The organism is Brevibacterium sp. BRM-1, from assembly GCF_026802075.1.
Lineage (GTDB): Bacteria > Actinomycetota > Actinomycetes > Actinomycetales > Brevibacteriaceae > Brevibacterium > Brevibacterium rongguiense.
Genome location: NZ_CP113788.1, coordinates 1,825,425 through 1,844,174, shown reverse-complemented (window position 1 = coordinate 1,844,174; position 18,750 = coordinate 1,825,425). Strand labels below are relative to the sequence as shown.

12 protein-coding genes and 1 tRNA gene are annotated in these 18,750 nt (G+C 73.8%); 2 read left to right on the top strand and 11 right to left on the bottom strand.

Annotated elements, in window-relative coordinates; genetic code table 11:
* Positions 1-180: 180 nt before the first annotated feature.
* The gene (locus BRM1_RS08075) at positions 181-1,959 is read left to right on the top strand and encodes a bifunctional alpha/beta hydrolase/GNAT family N-acetyltransferase (RefSeq protein ID WP_268525062.1); all 1,779 of its coding nucleotides are present in this window, start codon (positions 181-183) and stop codon (positions 1,957-1,959) included.
* Between the two features lie 199 nt (positions 1,960-2,158).
* Here the strand turns inward: BRM1_RS08075 and BRM1_RS08070 are convergent, their stop codons facing one another.
* Positions 2,159-3,991, bottom strand: a complete 1,833-nt coding sequence (locus tag BRM1_RS08070; RefSeq protein ID WP_268525060.1) for a phosphoenolpyruvate carboxykinase (GTP) — start codon at positions 3,989-3,991, stop codon at positions 2,159-2,161.
* Positions 3,992-4,337: 346 nt separating this feature from the next.
* Here BRM1_RS08070 and BRM1_RS08065 point away from each other — a divergent pair.
* Positions 4,338-4,413, top strand: a tRNA-Arg gene (locus BRM1_RS08065).
* 86 nt (positions 4,414-4,499) lie between these two features.
* Here BRM1_RS08065 and BRM1_RS08060 read toward each other — a convergent pair.
* From BRM1_RS08060 to BRM1_RS08015, 10 genes are all read right to left on the bottom strand, one after another.
* The gene (locus BRM1_RS08060; RefSeq protein ID WP_268525058.1) at positions 4,500-5,057 is read right to left on the bottom strand and encodes a hypothetical protein; all 558 of its coding nucleotides are present in this window, start codon (positions 5,055-5,057) and stop codon (positions 4,500-4,502) included.
* Between the two features lie 72 nt (positions 5,058-5,129).
* Positions 5,130-5,465: a TfoX/Sxy family protein gene (locus BRM1_RS08055; protein WP_268525056.1), complete on the bottom strand. Its 336-nt coding sequence runs from the start codon at positions 5,463-5,465 to the stop codon at positions 5,130-5,132.
* On the bottom strand, positions 5,462-7,288 hold the full coding sequence (recQ, locus tag BRM1_RS08050) for a DNA helicase RecQ (RefSeq protein ID WP_268525054.1): 1,827 nt from the start codon (positions 7,286-7,288) through the stop codon (positions 5,462-5,464). The genes BRM1_RS08055 and recQ overlap by 4 nt, the downstream gene beginning before the upstream one ends.
* Before the next feature lie 105 nt (positions 7,289-7,393).
* Positions 7,394-9,073: an MFS transporter gene (locus BRM1_RS08045; RefSeq protein ID WP_268529783.1), complete on the bottom strand. Its 1,680-nt coding sequence runs from the start codon at positions 9,071-9,073 to the stop codon at positions 7,394-7,396.
* A 354-nt stretch (positions 9,074-9,427) separates the two neighbouring features.
* Positions 9,428-12,271 (bottom strand): ExeM/NucH family extracellular endonuclease, encoded by a 2,844-nt coding sequence (locus BRM1_RS08040; RefSeq protein ID WP_268525053.1) that lies wholly within the window; start codon positions 12,269-12,271, stop codon positions 9,428-9,430.
* 211 nt (positions 12,272-12,482) lie between these two features.
* Positions 12,483-12,788, bottom strand: a complete 306-nt coding sequence (locus BRM1_RS08035; RefSeq protein ID WP_268525052.1) for a cupin domain-containing protein — start codon at positions 12,786-12,788, stop codon at positions 12,483-12,485.
* Between the two features lie 9 nt (positions 12,789-12,797).
* Positions 12,798-16,439 carry a proline dehydrogenase family protein gene (locus BRM1_RS08030; protein ID WP_268525051.1) on the bottom strand — a complete coding sequence of 1,214 codons (3,642 nt, stop codon included), beginning with the start codon at positions 16,437-16,439 and terminating at the stop codon, positions 12,798-12,800.
* A 257-nt stretch (positions 16,440-16,696) separates the two neighbouring features.
* Complete coding sequence (locus BRM1_RS08025; protein ID WP_268525050.1) at positions 16,697-16,990, bottom strand: hypothetical protein; 294 nt, start codon at positions 16,988-16,990, stop codon at positions 16,697-16,699.
* An 81-nt stretch (positions 16,991-17,071) separates the two neighbouring features.
* Positions 17,072-17,284, bottom strand: coding sequence for a hypothetical protein (locus BRM1_RS08020; protein ID WP_268525049.1), 213 nt, complete (start codon positions 17,282-17,284; stop codon positions 17,072-17,074).
* The gene (locus BRM1_RS08015; RefSeq protein WP_268525048.1) at positions 17,281-18,708 is read right to left on the bottom strand and encodes an MFS transporter; all 1,428 of its coding nucleotides are present in this window, start codon (positions 18,706-18,708) and stop codon (positions 17,281-17,283) included. Before BRM1_RS08015 ends, BRM1_RS08020 begins: the two co-directional genes overlap by 4 nt.
* Positions 18,709-18,750: the final 42 nt, after the last annotated feature.

Here is an 18,750-nt window from a genome sequence, read left to right as displayed (position 1 = left end):
CTCTCGTGGCCTATGCGGACGGAGCGGGCCGGGCGCTCGGCGGCAGTGGTGAGAGGAGTGGCAGTGGTGAGGCGCACCAGTGGTGAGCAGTGCCAGTGGTGAGCTGCGGCAGCGTTGGGGTAGGGGCAGTGGTGAGGGCAGGGGCAGTGGTGAGGGTAGGGGCAGCGGTGAGGTAGGGACATGGACACATCCACGCCGTCGGCGGTTCCGGAGTCCGTAGACCCGGCCGTCGCCCGCCGCCTCGAGGCGCAGATCCCTCCGGACATCCGCCGAGCCCTTCACCCGCAGCTCTGGCCGGTGCTCGCACACCAGTGCGCGCGCACGCCGCTGGCCGCGGGCGATCTGCCGCCCCTCGCCGCCGCGCGCGCGGAGTACGCGGACGAGCGCCGCTTCTGGAACGAGGGCGGCCCCGCCATGGCGCAGACCACGGAGCACACGGTGCGAGCCGCTGGGCGCGACGTCGCCCTGCGCGTCCACCGCCCCGTCGCCGGGGTCCCGCGCCCGCCGGCCATCGTCTTCCTGCACGGCGGCGGCTTCACCGTGGGCGACCTCGACACCCACGACCGCATCCAGCGCATGCTCGCCGCGCACAGCGGCGCCGCGGTCATCGCCGTCGACTACGCCCTGGCCCCGGAGGCGCGGTATCCCCAGGCGCTCCACGAGGTCGCCGAGGTCGTGGCCGCCCTCGCGTGCCCGGGCAGCGGGCTCGCGGCGCGCCTGGGCGTCGACGGCTCGCGCCTCGTGCTCGCCGGCGACTCCGCCGGCGCCATGCTCGCCGCGAGCGCGGTCCTCGTGCTCCGCGATGAGCCCGACCGGCTGGAGGAAGCCGGCGCGGCCCCGGCGGCGCTGGCCGCCGTGCGGGGCCTCCTCCTGTACTACGGCGCCTTCGGGCTGGCCGATTCGGCCAGCAGGCGCCTGTTCGGCGGCCCGTGGGACGGCATGGGCGCGGCAGACCTCGCGGCCATGAACGAGCTCCTGTTCGCCGAACCCGCCCAGGCCGACGATGCGGTGCTCCACCCGCTCGCCGCGGACCTCGCAGGCTTCCCGCCGGCGTTCATCGTCGCGGCGGAGCTCGATCCGCTGCGCGATGACTCCGAGGCGCTCGCCGCCCTCTTCGCGCGCGCCGGCGTGCGGGTCGACTATCGGCGCGCCGCCGGGATGCTGCATTCGTTCCTGCACTTCGGCCGGTTCGCGGAATCGGCCAACGAGGTGCTGGCAGACGGCGCCCGCTTCGCCGCGGCGTGCCTGGCCGGCGCCGAGCGCGTCGAGGACACGGAACGCGTCGACGGCGCGGAGCGCCCTGATGACGCTGGGGTCCTCGCAGGCGGGGAGCGCCCGGCCGGCACGGCGAGCCTGCACGATGCGAAGGGGCTGCACGATGCGAAGGGGCTGGAGGCCGCCGATCGCCCGGAAGACGCGGGGGGAGGGCGCACCGGCGCGCCGAACGAAGCGCGGGGTGGGCGGCTGGTGACCGTGCGACCGGCGCGGGAGGGCGACGGCCCCGGCATCGCGCGCGTGCACGTGGCCGGGTGGCGCGAGGCCTATGGCGAGCTGCTGCCGGAGCGCTTCTACGACGCGGCCGAGCTCGCCCGGCGCACCGACGGGTGGAGTCGCGCGCTCGCCCGGGCGGACATGCGCGAGCGCACGTGGGCCGCGGAGTCCGGGGGCGAGATCTGCGGCTTCGCCAGCATCGGCCCGCCGCGCGACGCGGATGCGCCGGCCGACCTCGAGCTCACCAGCCTCTACATCCGCTCGGAGGGCTACGGCACCGGCGTGGGCCGGGCCCTGCTCGACGCCGCAATCGGGAACCGCGCCTGCACCCTCTGGGTGGCGCGGGACAATCCGCGCGCCATCCGGTTCTACGCGAAGGCGGGCTTTGCGTTCGACGGCGCGCAGCAGGCCGATCCGGACCTCGTGGGCCTCGCGGAGGTGCGCCTGTCCCGGCCCGCGCAGTCGTGAGCCGCCTCCAGCGTCGGTGCCGGGACGGGGGCCCGGCGCGCGGCAGAGGCTCGATGCAGGGCAGAGAAAAGGGCGCACATCCCGGCTCAGGATGTGCGCCCTTTTCGGCGCGGGGGCCCGAGGCGCGCCTCGGGCGGGGTGCTGCCGGTGCGCGGGCGGAGCCGGGACGGTGCCCGGCGCGCCCGCGCCCGCGGGCGGCTCAGGCGAGGCCGAGGCGCTCGCGCAGCTGGCCGACCTCCTCGCGGAGGGCGGCGGGGACGTGGTCGCCGAGCATGTCGTACCACTGCTCGATGGCCTCGAGTTCCGTCTTCCACTCACCGGGGTCGACGTCGAGGGCCTTGTCGACGACCGCGGGGTCGATGTCGAGGCCGTCGAGGTCGAGTGCGCCCTCGGCGGGCGCGTTGCCGATTGCGGTCTCCACGGCGTCCGCAGTGCCCTCGAGGCGCTGCGCGATCCACTTGAGCACGCGCGAGTTCTCCGAGAACCCGGGCCACAGGAACGAGTTGTCCTCGTCGCGGCGGAACCAGTTGACGTAGAAGATGCGCGGGAGCTGGGCGCCCTCCGTGTTGCCGATGTCGAGCCAGTGCTGGAAGTAGTCGCCCACGTTGTAGCCGATGAACGGGCGCATGGCCATGGGGTCGCGGCGCACCACGCCCACCTTGCCCGCGGCCGCCGCCGTCGTCTCCGAGGACAGCGCGGAGCCCATGAACACGCCGTGGGTCCAGTCCGTGGTCTCCGTGACGAGCGGCATCGTCGTGTTGCGCCGGCCGCCGAAGAGGATCGCGTCGATCGGCACGCCGTCCGGGTTCTGCCATTCGGGCGCCAGCGTCGGCACGTTGGAGATGGGGGTGCAGAAGCGCGAGTTCGGGTGCGCGGCCTTCGTCTCCGACTCCGGCGTCCAGTCGTTGCCGCGCCAGTCGGTCAGGTGGGCGGGCTTCTCGTCCGTCATGCCCTCCCACCACACGCCGCCGTCGTCCGTGAGGGCGACGTTGGTGAAGAGGTTGCCGCCGGCCTCGATGGCCGCCATGGCGGTGGGGTTGGACGAGTAGCCGGTGCCCGGCGCCACGCCGAACAGGCCGAATTCGGGGTTGACCGCGTAGAGGCGGCCGTCCTCGCCGAAGCGCATCCAGGCGATGTCATCGCCCAGGGTCTCGGCCTTCCAGCCGGGCACGGTGGGCTCGATCATCGCGAGGTTGGTCTTGCCGCAGGCGCTGGGGAACGCGGCCGCGATGTACTTGACGACGCCCTCGGGGCTCGTGAGCTTGAGGATGAGCATGTGCTCGGCCATCCAGCCCTCGTCGTGGGCGATCGCCGAGGCGATGCGCAGCGCGTAGCACTTCTTGCCCAGGAGCGCGTTGCCGCCGTAGCCGGAGCCGAAGGACCAGATGGCGCGGTCCTCCGGGAAGTGGGTGATGTACTTCGTCGGATTGCACGGCCACGCGACATCCTCCTGGCCCGGGGCCAGTGGGGCGCCCACGGAGTGCACGCACTCGACGAAGTCGCCGCCGTTGTCCTCGATCGCGCGCAGCACCTGGGTGCCGCAGCGGGCCATGATGAGCATGGAGAGGACGACGTAGGGGGAGTCCGTGACCTCGATGCCGAACATGGGGGTCTTCGCGTCGATGTGGCCCATGACGAAGGGGATCACGTACATCGTGCGCCCGGCCATGGAGCCCTCGAACAGCCCGTCGAGGATGCCCTTCATCTCCTCCGGGGCCATCCAGTTGTTCAGGGGGCCGGCGTCGGCCTCGTCCTGGGAGCAGATGAAGGTGCGGTCCTCGACGCGGGCGACGTCGTCCGGATCGGAGGCCGCGTAGTAGGAGTCCTTGGGGTGGGTGAGCTTCGTGAGGGTGCCGGCGGCGACGAGGCGATCGGTGATCTCCTGGCGCTGACCGGGTTCGCCGGTGATCCACTCGATCGCGTCCGGCTTCGTCAGCGCCGCGATGCGCTTGACGAAGCTGAGGGCGTGCTCGCCGTCTGTGGGGGCCGAGGCGAGGAGGTCTTCGACTGAGCCGTTGTCGAGGACTGTCATGTGTTCAACTCCTACTGTGTGGGGTGGTGCAGTGTGGGTGATGCGGTACGTACACCGTACGGACGCGCATCCGAGCGCTCACCCCGTGCGGTGGCCCCGCGGCCTGTGCATTGGATCACAGGATGATCCGTTATGGCGCATACACGCCAAACATGTGACGTATATTGTCGATCGTATGACGTGAATTCCCAAACCCCGCGCCTCAGCGGGAGTGAGGTCGCCCCGGCGGCCGGATGGCGCGGATGGGACGGGGGCGCAGCGGGCTCGGAGGGAGGCCGGGGGGAGGAGGCGCGGGATTTGAGGCCGCAGTGCCCGGCGTGTATAGTTGTGCGAGTCGCAAAGACGGGCGCCATTAGCTCAACGGATAGAGCATCTGACTACGGATCAGAAGGTTGGGGGTTCGAATCCCTCATGGCGCACCATCGGAAGGCCCCTCACCGCAGCGGTGAGGGGCCTTCGCGCTGTCGGCTGCGCTGCGGCCGCGCCGCCGTCCCGGCCCGCCGCGGCGCTACTCGCCGCCGGCTCCCGCGCTGCCGAACGTGCCGTCGATCCACGCCTGCTGCTTGAGGATCTTCCCGTCCTTCATGATCGTGAGCGACTGCGCGTCCGCCCGGTAGGACGTGGCGCCGTTCGAGGCCGTGAATGCCCCGGCGCCGTCCTCGCTGGCGCTCAGGTGCGTGTAGCCCTTCGCCGAGCTGCCGGCGATGTAGCGGTACTCGCCCCCGCCGGCGGAGTCCGCGCAGATGAGCACCTCGAACTCGGCGGTGCGCCCCCAGCTGTGGGCGCTGTAGCCGCTGGGGCAGGTGATCGTCGCGCCGCTTGGATCCGCGGCGCCGGAGTCTGCCCCGCCGGGGGACTGCCCTGCGCCGGGGGCCGTAGCGGTGGCCTCGACCACCTCGTCATCGCCGTTGCCCGCCGAGCCGCTCGCATCCCCGGAGCCCTGTGCGGACTCATCGGAGGAGAGCCACGGCACGAAGCGGTCGATCGGCAGCGGGCCGCACCCGGCAAGCAGCAGCAGCGAGGCCGCGGCCGGGGCGGCGGCGAGCGCGCGCAGCGAGGGCTTCATGGCCCCATGGTAGCGGCGGTTGTGCAGGCTGGGTGGGTGCGCGGCCGCCCGTGAGAGCTGCCCCGGACCGCCTCAGCGCCGGCGGGGCCTGGGCGCGGGCAGCTGCGCGGCGGCCGCGAGCACCGCGGCGCGCACCCGCTCGGGCTCGTGGGCGATGGCCGCCGCGGGCAGCCGCCAGGAGTCCTTCGCCCCCGGGTACGCCGGGGCCAGGCGCGCCCAGCCGTGCAGGGCCTCGGCTGCGGCGGGGGTGTCCTTGACGAACACGGCGCCGTCGTTGATGAGCCCGGTGGGCTTGTCGTCGAGGTAGAAGCACGCGCCGCCGAACATGGCCCGCCAGCGCGCGGCGGCCGGCTGGAGCGCCTCGACGAGGTCCTCGGCGAGCTGCCGGTCCGCGGCGTCCACGCTCACGCCTCCTGCTGTGCCGCGGTCAGCACCTCGAGGAGTGCCTGGCCGTACTGCTCGAGCTTCTTCTCGCCCACGCCGCTGATCTGGCGCAGGCCGCCCAGACTGGTGGGCCGCTGCTGGGCGAGCGCGGCCAGCGTCGCATCCCCGAAGACGACGTAGGCGGGCACGCCCTGCTCCTTGGCCTGGCCGGCGCGCCACGCGCGCAGCGCCTCGAACACCTGCGCCTGCTCCGCGCTCAGGTCCGCCGCCGCGGACTTCGCGCCCGCCTTCGTCTGGGCTACCCGGCCCGCCCGCGCCGAGGTGCGGCGCAGCGTGACCCGCTCCTCGCCGCGCAGCACCAGGCCGGCCGCCTCCGGGACGGCGAGCACGCCGTACTCCCCGACGGGGGCCACGAGGCCGCGCGCCATCACCTGGCGCAGCACGCCGCGCCACTCGGCCTCGGAGAGCTCGGCGCCGATGCCCCACACGCTCAGCGAGGCGTGGTCGGACTGGCGTGAGCGCTCGTTGTCCTGGCCGCGCAGCACGGAGATCACCTGGCCCGCGCCGAAGCGCTGGTCGCGCTCGCGCTCGAGCCGGATGATCGTCGAGAGCAGCTTCTGGACCTCCACCGTGGCGTCCCAGCCCGTGGGCGGCTCGAGGCAGTTGTCGCAGTTGCCGCACGGCCCCGATTCCTGTCCGAAGTAGGCGAGGATCTGCACCCGCCGGCAGTCGAGCGTCTCGCACAGCGCCAGCATGGCGTCGAGGTGCGCGCGCTGCGAGCGCTTGTACGCCTCGGCCCCGTCTGACTGGTCGATCATGCGGCGCAGCTGGACGACGTCGCCCAGCCCGTAGGCCATCCACGCGGTGGAGGGCTGGCCGTCGCGCCCGGCCCTGCCCGTCTCCTGGTAGTAGCCCTCGACCGACTTGGGCAGGTCCACGTGGGCGACGAAGCGCACGTCCGGCTTGTCGATGCCCATGCCGAACGCGATCGTCGCGACCATGACGACCCCGTCCTCGCGGAGGAAGCGGGACTGGCGCTCCTCGCGCTCGGCCTCCGTGAGCCCCGCGTGGTAGGCCAGCGCGTCGAATCCCTGGGCGCGCAGCGCCTCGGCCGTCTGCTCGACGGACTTGCGCGAGAGGCAGTAGACGATGCCGGCATCGTGCGGGTGCTCCGCGCGGATGAACGAGATGAGCTGGGCGCGCGCCTGGTTCTTCTCCACGATCCGGTACTGGATGTTCGGCCGGTCGAAGCTCGAGACGAAGTGGCGCGCCCCGTCCAGGGCCAGCCGCTGGGTGATCTCGCGGTGGGTCTCCGGGGTGGCGGTGGCCGTGAGCGCGATCCGCGGGACGGCGGGGAAGCGCTCGTGGAGCACCGAGAGCCGCATGTAGTCCGGGCGGAAGTCGTGGCCCCACTGGGAGACGCAGTGGGCCTCGTCGATGGCGAACAGGGCCAGGTCCGCGCGCGCCAGCAGGTCGAGGGTGCGCTGCTGGGTGAGGCGCTCCGGGGCCAGGTAGAGCAGGTCGAGCTCGCCGTCGAGCAGCGCGCGCTCGACGGCCTGGGCGTCCTCCGGCGCGAGCGTGGAGTTGAGGAACGCCGCGCGCACCCCGAGGTTGGCCAGCGCATCGACCTGGTCCTGCATGAGCGCGATGAGCGGGGAGACGACGATGCCCGTGCCCGGCCGCACAAGGGCCGGGATCTGATAGCACAGCGACTTGCCGCCGCCGGTGGGCATGAGCACCACCGCGTCGCCGCCGGAGACCACCTGGTCGATGATCTGGGCCTGCTCCCCGCGGAACGAGTCGTAGCCGAAGACGGTGTCGAGGACGGAGGCGGCGGTCGTGGTCACGTGCCCACCCTAGCGGGCGGGACGGACACGGCCCGCGCCTCGGCAGCGGTTGCGAACCGCTTCCGAGGCCCGGGCCGTGTCAGCGGCGGCGGTGCCGGCCGGCGATCAGGCGGGTGCCATGGGCTTGTCGCCGGGGGCGCCGCCCTCCTCGCGGCGTCGGCGCTGCTCATCGGCGTGGTCGTCCGGGTGCAGGGGGCCCTCGACCTTCGCCTCGTCGCCGAAGAGGTCGGACGAGTCGAGGTCCGGGTTCTCGTCCTGGCCGGCGACGAGCTCGTGGGCCTCCTCGTCGGTCATGACGGAGGGCATCGCCCCGGGCAGCGGGCGGCCGGCGGACTCGCGCAGGAAGACCGTGGCGATGAGCCCGGCGGCGGAGGTGAGCACCACCCAGACGCCGGGGGCCAGTGGGGAGCCTGTGATGGCGACGAGCGCCTCCATGTAGAACGGGGCGGTGCCGGCGAACAGGGCGACGGCCAGGTTGTAGGAGATGCCCATGCCGCCGTAGCGCGAGGCCGTGGGGAAGAGCGCGGGCAGCGACGAGGCGAGGTTCGCCACGAAGAACGCCACCGGCACCGCCAGCAGCGCCAGGCCCATGAGCGTGGACCACACGGCCCCGTGCATCATGAGCAGGAACGCGGGGATGGACAGCACCATGCCGGAGATCGAGGCGATGAAGAGGACCTTCTTGCGCCCGATCCGGTCCGAGAGCATGCCCACGAGCGGGATGCAGGCGGACATGACGACGAGCACGGGCAGCGTGAGCAGGTTGCCGTGCACCGCGTCGTAGCCCAGCGTCGATGTGAGGTAGGTGGGCATGTAGCTGGTGAGCGCGTAGCCCAGGGTGTTCGCGGCGGCCACGAGGATGAACGCGACGAGCAGCTCGCGCCAGTAGGTGCGCAGCAGGCTGCCCAGCCCCTTGGGGGCCTCGGCGTCGTGGGCCGCGGCGTCCTCGGCCTCGTGCTGCTCGTCCTGGGCGGCCTGGAAGGTGGGGGAGTCCTCGATCTTCAGGCGGAACCACAGGGCGATCGCGCCCAGCGGCAGGGCGACGAGGAACGGGATGCGCCAGCCGAAGCCCTCGATGAAGTCCTCGGAGAGCGTGAGCTGGAGGACGGAGACGAACGCCGCGCCGATCGCGAACCCGAAGTACGAGCCCATGTCCAGCAGGGAGGCGAAGAAGCCGCGCCGCTTGTCCGGGGCGTACTCGGTGATGAACGTGGTGGCGCCGGCGTACTCGCCGCCCGTGGAGAAGCCCTGGACGAGCTTGAGGACGATGAGCGCGATGGGCGCCACCCAGCCGATCACGGTGGCATCGGGCAGGACGCCGATGAGGAACGTGGCCGTGGCCATCATGAGGAGCGTGAACGCGAGGATCTTCTGCCGGCCCAGCCGGTCGCCCAGCTGGCCGAGCACGATCCCGCCCAGCGGGCGGGCGATGAACGTCGTCGCGAAGACGCCCAGGGAGAACAGGTTCTGCGCGGTGGGGCTGGCGTCGGGGAGGAACATCTTGCCGATGACGACGGCCAGGTAGCCGTAGACGCCGACGTCGTACCACTCCATGAGGTTGCCGACGACCGTGCCGCCGATGGCGCGCTTGAGCATCGAGTCCTCGACGACGGTGACATCATCGAACTCGAGGCGGCGCCGCGGCAGGGCGAAGCCCTTGGCGCCCGCCTTGCGCGGCTTCTCCGAGGCCGAGTTCTGCGCCGGGTGCGAGCCTTCCGAGCCTCCGGGCTGTCCGGGGGCGCCCGTGGGCGCACCGGGTTCGGAGGGTGAAGCCGAATCGTTCATCTTCACATCACCTGCATCATTCGGTTGTGGTTTCGGGCCGGCGCCGCGGCGGCTCCCTGCGGAGTCGCCGAGGCGCGGGCCGGGTCCGGCCCGGCCGCCGGACCCGCGGGGGCACGCGGCGGCCGGGCACTGCGGCAGAAGCTTAGCGAATGGGCGGCCAGCGGTGCCGGGCGCGGTACGGGAGCGGTCGCATCGGGGCTGGTGAGAGCCGTATTTGACAGGATTTCGAGCACCGGGCGCACGCGGTGCGCGCAGTCCGCCAGGCGGTGAGCACGGTGACCTGGGCCGCGGCGGCGCACACCGCCGCAGCCCCCGGTCTCCCCGGTCTCCCTGGTCGCCTCAGTCTCCCCGGGCTCACCGGCGCCGGCGTGCGGCGCCCACGAGCAGAGCCCCGGCGCTCACGAGGGCGAGGCCGGCCGCCAGGGCGCCCAGCCCGGCACCGGTGCGCGGCAGGCGGCCGCCGTCTCCGTCACCGCTGCCGGTGTCGTCACCGCCGCCGTCGTCGCCCGGGGCGCCCGGGCCGCGCGTCGGCTCCGGTGCCGGGGCAGTCGAGGCACTCGGCCCGGGCCGGGAGGGCGCAGCGGTGCTCGGGTCCGGGGCCGTCGGCGCACCCGTCGTGCTCGGCGCGGGAGCCGGCGCGCTCGGGGGCGCGGAGGCGGAATCCGAGGCACCGGAGGTCGGGTGCGGCGCGGTGGTGGCAGGCGCCGGCGCGGCTGTGAAGCCCACGACGAGCGGATCATGGTCCGAGGAGCGGAACGGCCCCGGCGCGTAGAGGCTGCGCGCATTCGTGTTGTAGCGGCTGTATTCGAGCCCCACGGACTCGACCGAGTTGATGTTCCACACGTCGGCCCCGGTCACTCGGGACAGCATCGCCCGGGTCGCGAGCACGTGGTCGAGGCTGCCGGTCCGGCCCCCGAACAGGTAGGTGTCCTCCGTGGTCTTCTCCTTGCCGATGTCCGTGTAGCCGGCCTTGTAGAAGACCTGCATGGGGTCCTCCTCCGTGTAGGAGTTGAGGTCGCCCAGCAGGAAGGCGCGATCGGTGCCGGCGGCCTGCTGGCGCTGAGCTGCGAATTTCACGATCGCGTTCGCCTGCTTCACGCGGTCCGCGTTCGACTTGCCCTGGCCGTCGCCCGCGTCGTCGTTGCCGGTCCCGGTGCCCGAGCCCTTCGACTTCATGTGGTTGACGATGGCGACGAAGGCCTGCGCGGCCTCCGTGCCGGTGCCCCGGGCGGTGCGGGCGGCGGGGACGACCGGTGCGAACTCCTGGGCCAGCGGTGCGCGGGCGTTGTGGAAGGCCTCATCGTCGAGCAGCGTCGACTCGCCGCGGGGTTCGACTTCGGCCGGCTGGTAGATGAACGCGGTGCGGATGGCATCCGTGCCGTTCTTCGGCAGCGCGGCCGGCGACCTCACGTAGTCCCACTTCCGGCCGCCCGCGGCGTCGTTGAGGGCCGTGACGAGGGCGGCCAGCGCCCAGTCGCGGTCCTTGCCGAGCTTCGAGGAGTCCTCGATCTCCTCGAGTGAGAGCACGGAGGTGTCGATGCGGTTGATCGCCGCGACGATCTTGTTCTGCTGGCGCGCGAAGCTCTGGGCGTTCGCCGCCCCGCGCACATCGCAGCCGTCCTTGACGGTGAGGGGGGTGCCGGCGCGGTCCTTGTAGTACGTGCAGCCGGTGCGCTGGTCGCCGGTGGTGGGGAAGTAGTTGAGCACGTTGAAGCTCGCGATCGAGGCATCGCCGCCGACCTGCTTGGGCGCCTGCTCGCGGGTGTCGGAGAACTTCGCGGGCTGCGCGTCGCCGGCCTGCGCATCGCCCAGGTAGCGCAGGGGCTGGAGGCGCCAGGCGTCGTGGTCGTAGCCCACGACGACGGGCCGGGTGAAGGTCGCCTTCGCGCCCACCCGCACCGGCGCGTTCGCGGACAGGTAGGGCACCGGCGTGTCCTTGGCGGCCGAGAGGAAGTTCGCGGTGCCGCCGTCGTCCAAGAGGTAGGACCGCCGCGCGTTGTCGGCCTCGAGCCGCTTGGCCTCGGCGGATCCCGGCCGCGCCGCATCGGTGGCCTGGCGCAGCGTCTGGCCGCCGTTGGCAAGGCCCACCTCGCCGTACTGGTTGGTCGCGTAGTTGTCCGTCACGGTGATGTCGCCGCCCGGCTGGACGAGCATGCCCTCGAGCGCCTCGCGCTGGGCGGGATCCTCCGGGAACGCGGCCCCGACCGGCTTGGGTGCTGTGGCGGCCTCGGCCAGGGGTGTGGCGGCGCCGGCCGCGGCGATCTGCGTCTGGCCGTAGTGCTCGCCCACGGTGCCCGTGACCTCGACGTACCGGCCGATCGTCGCGGCCTCGCGCGAGTAGACGAAGATCCCGTCCGAGGGGCCGTTCGCCCCGTGAGCATCCCCGCCGCTGCCCGGGGTCTGGATGTAGTAGCCACTGAGCCCGCCGGTGGGGTAGGAGGCGGTGACGACGCCGCGGGCCGTGACCGTCTGCCCGGCCATGGGGCTGGTGTCGCCGGTGCCCTGGATGTCCGCGATGGCGGTGGGGGCGACCGGGGTCGCCGAGGTGGGCGCCGGGGTGGGTGCTGAGGTGCCCGTGCCCGTGGCCGTGGGCTCGGGGGCGGGTGCATCCGCCACCGCATCGGGGGTGGGCGCCCCCGCGGCCCAGGCGGCGGCGGTGCGGGCGATCGACGCTCCTGGCCCGGCAGCCGCGCCGGTGGGCTGGGCATGGCGTCCGCGCAGCGCCTGTGGGGTCTGCGACCCACCGGAGGCGGTGATGCCGCGCCCGCCGGTGCTGCCGCCCACCTGCTCGAAGTCGACGAGGGCTCCGGTCGCATCGATGGCGAACGCGGATGGGCCGTAGGCACCATCGGCGGCCGAGCCCTCCTTGACCGTGTTGCTCACGGGCACCCGCACGGCCAGGGCTCCCGAGGGGCCCACCGCGGTGCCGGCCGGCAGCGTGGTGGTGTACGCCGGTGCCTGCACGCTCCCGCCGCGGGAGACGGAGCCCACCTGCCACCCGGAGAGGTCCGTGCCGGCGGGGGCCGCGAGCTCGATGAAGTCGGTGCTGTCGTCTCCCGCGTAGGCGATTTCGGAGATCTGGGCGGCGCCCTGCGCCACGGGGCCGGCGAGTGCTGCCGGGGCGAGGCACGGGGCGGCGATGAGGCCGGCGGCCGTCCCCGCCGCCGCGAGGGCCCGGGCTGTGGTCTGGGGGATCATGGCTTCCTCGGGGCTGGGGATCGGTGGACTGCCAGCGTATTCAGGAAGCGCTCAGGAAGTGTGGAGCGCTGGGCGCGAGCAGGTGAACAGCACTCGAATTGTGATGTCCCCCCTGGTCACGCGCGTGTTCTCGGAGGACGGGCAATGCTGTGATGCACGCGCTCCGTGTCCTCCTTGCCCCGTTTCCGTGCCCGCCCGGTCCGGCGGGCCGTCAGGCCGGCGCGGGCTTGATCTCCACCTCGACGAATGAGCACTCCGCGTCCGAGGCGTTGCGCACGTTGTGCGTGCTGCCCACCGGGCGCGTGTAGGACGCGCCGGGCACGAGGATGTTCTCCCCCGTCCCGTGCGGCGTGTCCACGTGGAGCGTGCCCGTGCTGGTGGGTACGACGACGTAGGGCAGCTCGTGGGTGTGCATGCCCGTCTGCGTGCCGGGCGGGAACCGCCACTCGGTCACGCGCACGCGCGTCGTGTCGATCTGCACGGTGGCGATCGCGGTGGTCTCCGTCGTGTCGTCCATGGGCCGAGCCTAATCGCGGTCAGCGTCGCCGCGCAGGCTGTCCGCGAGCGCGCGGAACTCCCGGCTGGGGTTGCCGAAGCGGTGCAGCGTCATCGACACCGCCTGCTCCTGGACGAAGTAGCGCTGCTCGACCCGCCCGGAGCCGGTGACCGCGTCGTCGAGGACCGCGACCTCCGGGCGCTGGGCCGCGGCGGTCCGGAGCTCCGGCTCGAGGTCGCCGAGCACGCGGATCCGCGCCCCCACCGTGTCGTCGAGGTCCCCGCGGGCCACCGCCGCAGCGAAGGTCCGTGCGTCCGCCGTCTCCGCGCGCACCGCGGCCTCGTCGACCCGGCGGGCGATCTCCGGGCGCTCGGCCGCGGCAGGCGAGAGCGAGACGAGCACCCGGGAGCCCACGGTCGCGGCGGCGTGGAGGGTGCGGGCCAGCGCATGGGCATCGGCGCCCTTGCCCACCCGCACCGTGACGGCGCGCGGCAGGTAGCGGAAGATGTTGGCCTCCGCGTGCAGGCCCGTCGGGTCGTGGGCGATCCCGAACTCGTGGGCCCACGCGCCCTCGTCATCGGCGTAGGCGGCGGCGAGCCAGGCGTCCGCGGCAGCCTCGGCATCGCCCGGACCAGCACCGGGGCGAGCCTGCTGGTCCCCACCGCCGCGCGCCTCGGCGCCCGCGCCGCCCGGCGCACCGGGCAGCGAGGCGTCGTGCCAGCTGCCGAACTGCATAAGGTAGTTCGGGCCGCCGGCCTTCGAACCCAGCCCGACGGAGGACTTCTTCCAACCGCCGAACGGCTGGCGGCCGACGATCGCACCGGTGATGCCGCGGTTGACGTAGGCGTTGCCCGCCTGGACGCGGTCCAGCCACTGCCGAACCTCGTCCGTGTCGAGCGAGTGGATGCCCGCCGTGAGCCCGTAGTCCACGGCGTTCTGCCACTCGAGGGCCTGCTCGAGGGACTGCGCGTGCATGATGCCCAGCACGGGGCCGAAGGCCTCGGTGAGGTGGAAGAACGAGCCCGGTGCCACGCCGGTGCGGATCCCCGGCGACCACAGCCGGCCCGTGTCGTCGAGCCGGCGGGGCTCGAGCAGCCACTCCTCGCCCGGCTCCAGGCGCGTGAGGGCCCGCTCGAGCTTGTCCGAGGGCTGCTCGGTCAGCGGGCCCACCGTGGCCCGCCCGTTGCGCGGCCAGTCGACGACGAGGGAGCGGGCGGCATCGACGAGCTGGCGGCGGTAGCGCTGCGAATCGCCCACCGAGCCCACGAGGATCGCCAGGGAGGCCGCGGAGCACTTCTGCCCCGCGTGGCCGAACGCGCTGGCCACGAGGTCGGCCACCGCCAGGTCGCGGTCCGCGGCGGGGGTGATAATGAGCGCGTTCTTGCCGGAGGTCTCCGCGTTCACGCGCAGCTCGGGGTTGAACTCCTGGAACAGGGCCGCGGTCTCCGAGGCACCGGTGAGCACGACCCGGTCCACTCCCGGGTGCGCGACGAGCGCGCGCCCCAGCTCCCCCTCGACCGGCGCCGCGAGCTGGAGGACCTCGCGGGGGACGCCCGCCTCCCACAGGCACGCGCAGATGAGGGCGGAGGCGTGCGGCGTGGGACTCGAGGGCTTGTGGATGACGGCCGCCCCCGCCGCGAGGGCCGCGACGGTGGAGCAGGTGGGGATCGCGATGGGGAAGTTCCACGGCGGCGTGACGAGCACGAGCGAATCGGGTTCGAACCGTGCCCCGGGGACGTCCTCGAGTGCGAGGCCGCGGTGGGCGTAGTAGCGGATGAAGTCGATCGCCTCGGAGATCTCGGCATCCGCCTGGAGCGGGGCCTTGCCGACCTCCGCGGCCACGGTCTGGAGGAACTCGCCGCGGCGGGCCGCGAACACCTCGGCGGCGCGCAGCAGGACCTCGCCCCGGGCACGGGCGCCCAGCGCACGCCAGTCCGCCGCAGCGGCCCGACCACGCTCCACCATGGCCGCGGCCTGCTCCGGGGAGTCGAGCGGCTCCGGCGCGGGACGCGAGTCCAGCCAGCCCGGGGTCAGCGCCTGCCCGAGGAGGTCGGAGATCCAGCGCTGGTTGGCGGGCAGGGAGGGATCCGTGTCCGGCTCGTTGCGGAAGTCCTCGAGTCCGTGCGCGGGCGGACGGGGCCCTGTCGCGGCCTGCGCGGCGCGGTCCTGCGTGCGATTGGGCTCGGGCGGCCGTTCGCCCTGGTCGCGCAGCGTGTCCGCGAGCTGGTCCACGGAGGCGCGGAAGGCGGCCTCCTCCTTGCGGAAGACGGCGTTGCCGTTGCGCAGCTCGAAGATGCCGGACATGAAGTTCTCCGGGGCGGAGTTCTCCTCGAGGCGACGGACCAGATAGCTGATCGCGACGTCGAACTCCTGTGGGCGCACGGCGGGCACGTAGAGCAGGAGGTCTCCCACATCGGCGCTGACCGCGGCGCTGTGCTCGGCGGCCATGCCGTGGAGCATCTCGAACTCGACGCGCTGGGAGACTCCGCGCTCGTCGGCCAGGAGGTGGGCGAACGCGATGTCGAAGAGGTTGTGGCCGGCCACGCCGAGCCGCAGGCCGCGCATGCGCTCCGGGCGCAGCAGCCAGGCGAGCACCCGCAGGTAGTTCGCGTCCGTCGACTGCTTGTCCGGCTCGGTGGTCAGCGGCCAGTCGGCGAGCTCCGCGTGCACCCGCTCCACTGCGAGGTTGGCGCCCTTGACGAGCCGCACCTTGATCCCGGCGCCGCCCGAGTCCGCGCGGCGGGCGGCGAACGCGGAGAGCCGCTGGACGGCGCCCAGTGCGTCGGGCAGGTAGGCCTGGATGACGATGCCCGCCTCCAGGCCCGCGAGCTCGGGCCGGTCCAGCAGCGCGGTGAACACGGCGATCGTGAGCTCCAGATCGCCGTACTCCTCCATGTCGAGGTTGATGAACTTCGTGCCCGCCGGGGCCTGCGCGGCCTCCCGGTAGAGGGGCAGGAGGCGCTCGACCACGTAGGCGACCGTGTCGTCGAAGGCCCACAGCGACAGCTGCGAGGCGACGGAGGAGACCTTGATGGAGACGTAGTCGACGTCATCGCGGGCCAGCAGCCGGTGGGTCTGGGCGAGGTGGTGATCGGCCTCGTCCTCGCCCAGGACGGCCTCGCCCAGGAGGTTGATGTTCAACCGGTGGCCCTCCGCGGTGAGCTGCGCGACGGCGGCGCCGAACGGCCGGTCGCGGGCGTCGACGACCATGTGGCCCACCATCTGGCGCAGGCGGCCGCGGGCCAGGGGCACGACGACGTCCGGGATGACCGGCGCCAGGGCGGCGCCGGCGCGGATCTGCGCGCGGTCGAGGGCGGGCAGGGCCGCTGGGGCCAGGTGGGCGATGTCCGTGAGGGCGGAGGCCGCCGCCCGGCTGTCCTCGGTGCGGATGACGCGGTCGACGAAACCCACCGTGAAGTTCAGCCCGCTCGGGTCGGTGAGCACGGCGGACAGGCGGTCTGCGGCGGCCGAGGCGGCACTCGCGTCCGCCGCGGAGCGGCGCAGCCAGCGCCGGACGAGGTCGACGGACCTGGTCGCGAGCGCGCCCAGGTCCGCGCCCGGCTGCCGGGGCCCGGGGCGCTGTTCCGGCTCGGGGCGCGGTGCGGGCACCGGGGCCGAGGCGCGGTTCGGCTCGGGGTCGCGCTCGTGTGCCTGCGTGGGGTGCTGGACCATGGTGTGCTCCTGAGCTGGGCGGCGCTGCCCGGGGTCGGTGCTTCGGTGCCCCTCAATCTACTCCGCGCGGGAGCCGCGGGCACGGACCGCGGCGGTGGCTCCGGCGACGCGATGTGCTTCCGGTGCCCGGCCGTGTGCGGTGGAAGCCTCCGCGGTGCCGCCCGCCACCGCTGGACCGGTCGGGTGCGGCACCGGATGCGGGCGGGGAGGGCGCGGTGCGGTGGGACTGCGCGCCGCGGGGTGCGGCGATGCGGGGTTCAGCGCTCGCCGCGCCGCCGGCGCTCCTCACGCTCCCAGCGCCGGCGCAGGCGGCGGCGGGCCTCGGGCCGGGCCCGTTCGATCTCCGGGGCGAAGGTCTCGCGGGTCATCTCCTTGAACCGGTCGCTGCGCTCGGCGAACTCCGCGCGGCTGGGACCGCGCTCCCACTGCCTGCCGAGCAGCGCCTCGGCGGCGGCCGGCACGGCCCAGGCTGCGCCGAGCGCGAGCCCCGCGGGCACCCCGCCGAGCATGAGCCAGCCCACGCCCACGGCCACGGCGGGCGGGAGGAGCACGTCGGGCAGCGCGTAGGCCCAGCCGCCCGGGGCCGAGTGCCCGGCGCGCAGCTGGGCCGGGCGCTCGGCCAGCGCGCCCGCTCACTCGCCGAGCAGCGCGGAGGCGATCACGGCCGCGATGAGGTCGGAGAGCTCGCGATGGCCCACCGCCGGCAGCAGGGTGGCGAGCCACACGAGCAGCAGGGCCACCGGCGCCTTGAGCCCGGCCAGGAAGACGCGGCCGGCCACGACGGCCCACAGCGGCGGGACCGGGCTGCGGGCGGGCCCGCTCCCGCCGTCGGGTGCGCCGCTCATGCGTCGGACCCCTCGGGGGCGGGCGCACGGTAGCCGCGCAGCCCCCACAGGGTGATGGCCGCGCCCACGACCAGCGCCCCGGCGCACCATGCCATGGTCGAGGAGAACGCGCGCGCGACGGCGGCCGGCTGCGCGTACAGCGCGCCGGAGAGGCCCACGAGCAGCGGCAGCGCCGCCACGGCGATGAGCCCCGCGGTGCGCGAGACGGCGTTGGACACGCCGCTGGCGATCCCGGAGTAGCGCTCCGGCGCCGCGGCCAGCGCGACCCCGGTCAGCGGGGACACGAGCAGCGACATGCCCAGGCCCTGCAGGAGCAGCGGCGGCAGCAGGTGGACGGGGTAGTCCGGCCGGGAGGGGGCGAATCCCAGCCAGAGGAACGCAGCCGCCACCGTGAGCATGCCGGCGACCATGGGACCGCGCGGGCCGCGGCGGTTCGCCACCCCGCCGAAGTAGCCGGAGAGCCCCAGCATGACGAGGGAGACGGGCACGGTCGCGGCCCCCGCGGCCAGGGGCGAATAGCCGGCCGTCGTCTGGAGGAACAGGGTGAGGAAGAGCCCGGCGCCGGTGAAGCCGGCGTAGACGAAGAGCGTGGCGAGGTTGACCGCGGAGAACGCACGGCTGGAGAAGATGCTCAGCGGAAGCATGGGATGGGCGCCGCGGCGCTCCGCGAGGACGAAGGCCACGGCCGCGAGCGCAGCCACCCCGGCGGCGGCGAGCACCCCGGTGCGCCCACCGGGCACACTTGCCGGGTCGCCCCAGCCGGTCAGCGCCCAGGTCAGGCCCGCCAGCGCCGTGGGCGCCAGGAGCATCCCGGGCACGTCGAGCCCGCCGGCGGCACCCTCGTCGCGGGTCTCCGGCGCCGGGCGCAGCAGCCACAGCACGAGGAGGGCCAGCGGGACGTTGATGAGGAAGCCCAGCCGCCAGTCGATGCTGACGAAGAAGCCGCCCACCACCGGGCCGGCCGCCGTGGCGGCGCCCAGCATGCCGCTCCACGCCCCGATCGCCCGCAGGCGGTCGCCCTGGGCGAAGCTCGACTGCAGGATCGCCAGGCTGCCGGGGGTCAGCAGGGCCGCCGCCACGCCCTGGACCAGCCGCGCCGCGATGAGCAGGCCCGCCGTGGGGGAGGCGGCCACGGCGGCCGAGGCGAGTGCGAACGCCCAGACGCCCCACACGTAGACGCGCTTGCGGCCCAGGCGGTCGCCCAGCGAGCCGCCCACGATGATGAGGCCCGCCAGCGTGAGCGTGTAGGCGTTGATGACCCACTGGAGCTGCGCGAGGCTCGCGTGCATGTCCTGCCCGATCCGCGGCAGCGCGACATTGGCGATCGTGCCGTCGAGGAAGACCATGCCGGACCCGGCCACGCACGCCGCGAGCAGCCGCCGGCCGGCGGCGCTGCTGAGGGTGAGGGGAGGGGCGGTCGGCACGCCGGCAGTCTACGCGGGCCGTGTCCGCGGTGGGGGCCGGAA

Excerpts from the sequence above, each read along its gene's own strand:
- BRM1_RS08045 (WP_268529783.1), bottom strand. The coding sequence starts at position 9,073 with ATGAACGATTCGGCTTCACCCTCCGAACCCGGTGCGCCCACGGGCGCC.
- BRM1_RS08030 (WP_268525051.1), bottom strand. The coding sequence starts at position 16,439 with ATGGTCCAGCACCCCACGCAGGCACACGAGCGCGACCCCGAGCCGAAC.
- BRM1_RS08035 (WP_268525052.1), bottom strand. The coding sequence starts at position 12,788 with ATGGACGACACGACGGAGACCACCGCGATCGCCACCGTGCAGATCGAC.
- BRM1_RS08075 (WP_268525062.1), top strand. The coding sequence starts at position 181 with ATGGACACATCCACGCCGTCGGCGGTTCCGGAGTCCGTAGACCCGGCC.
- BRM1_RS08070 (WP_268525060.1), bottom strand. The coding sequence starts at position 3,991 with ATGACAGTCCTCGACAACGGCTCAGTCGAAGACCTCCTCGCCTCGGCC.
- BRM1_RS08020 (WP_268525049.1), bottom strand. The coding sequence starts at position 17,284 with ATGAGCGGCGCACCCGACGGCGGGAGCGGGCCCGCCCGCAGCCCGGTC.
- BRM1_RS08060 (WP_268525058.1), bottom strand. The coding sequence starts at position 5,057 with ATGAAGCCCTCGCTGCGCGCGCTCGCCGCCGCCCCGGCCGCGGCCTCG.
- BRM1_RS08040 (WP_268525053.1), bottom strand. The coding sequence starts at position 12,271 with ATGATCCCCCAGACCACAGCCCGGGCCCTCGCGGCGGCGGGGACGGCC.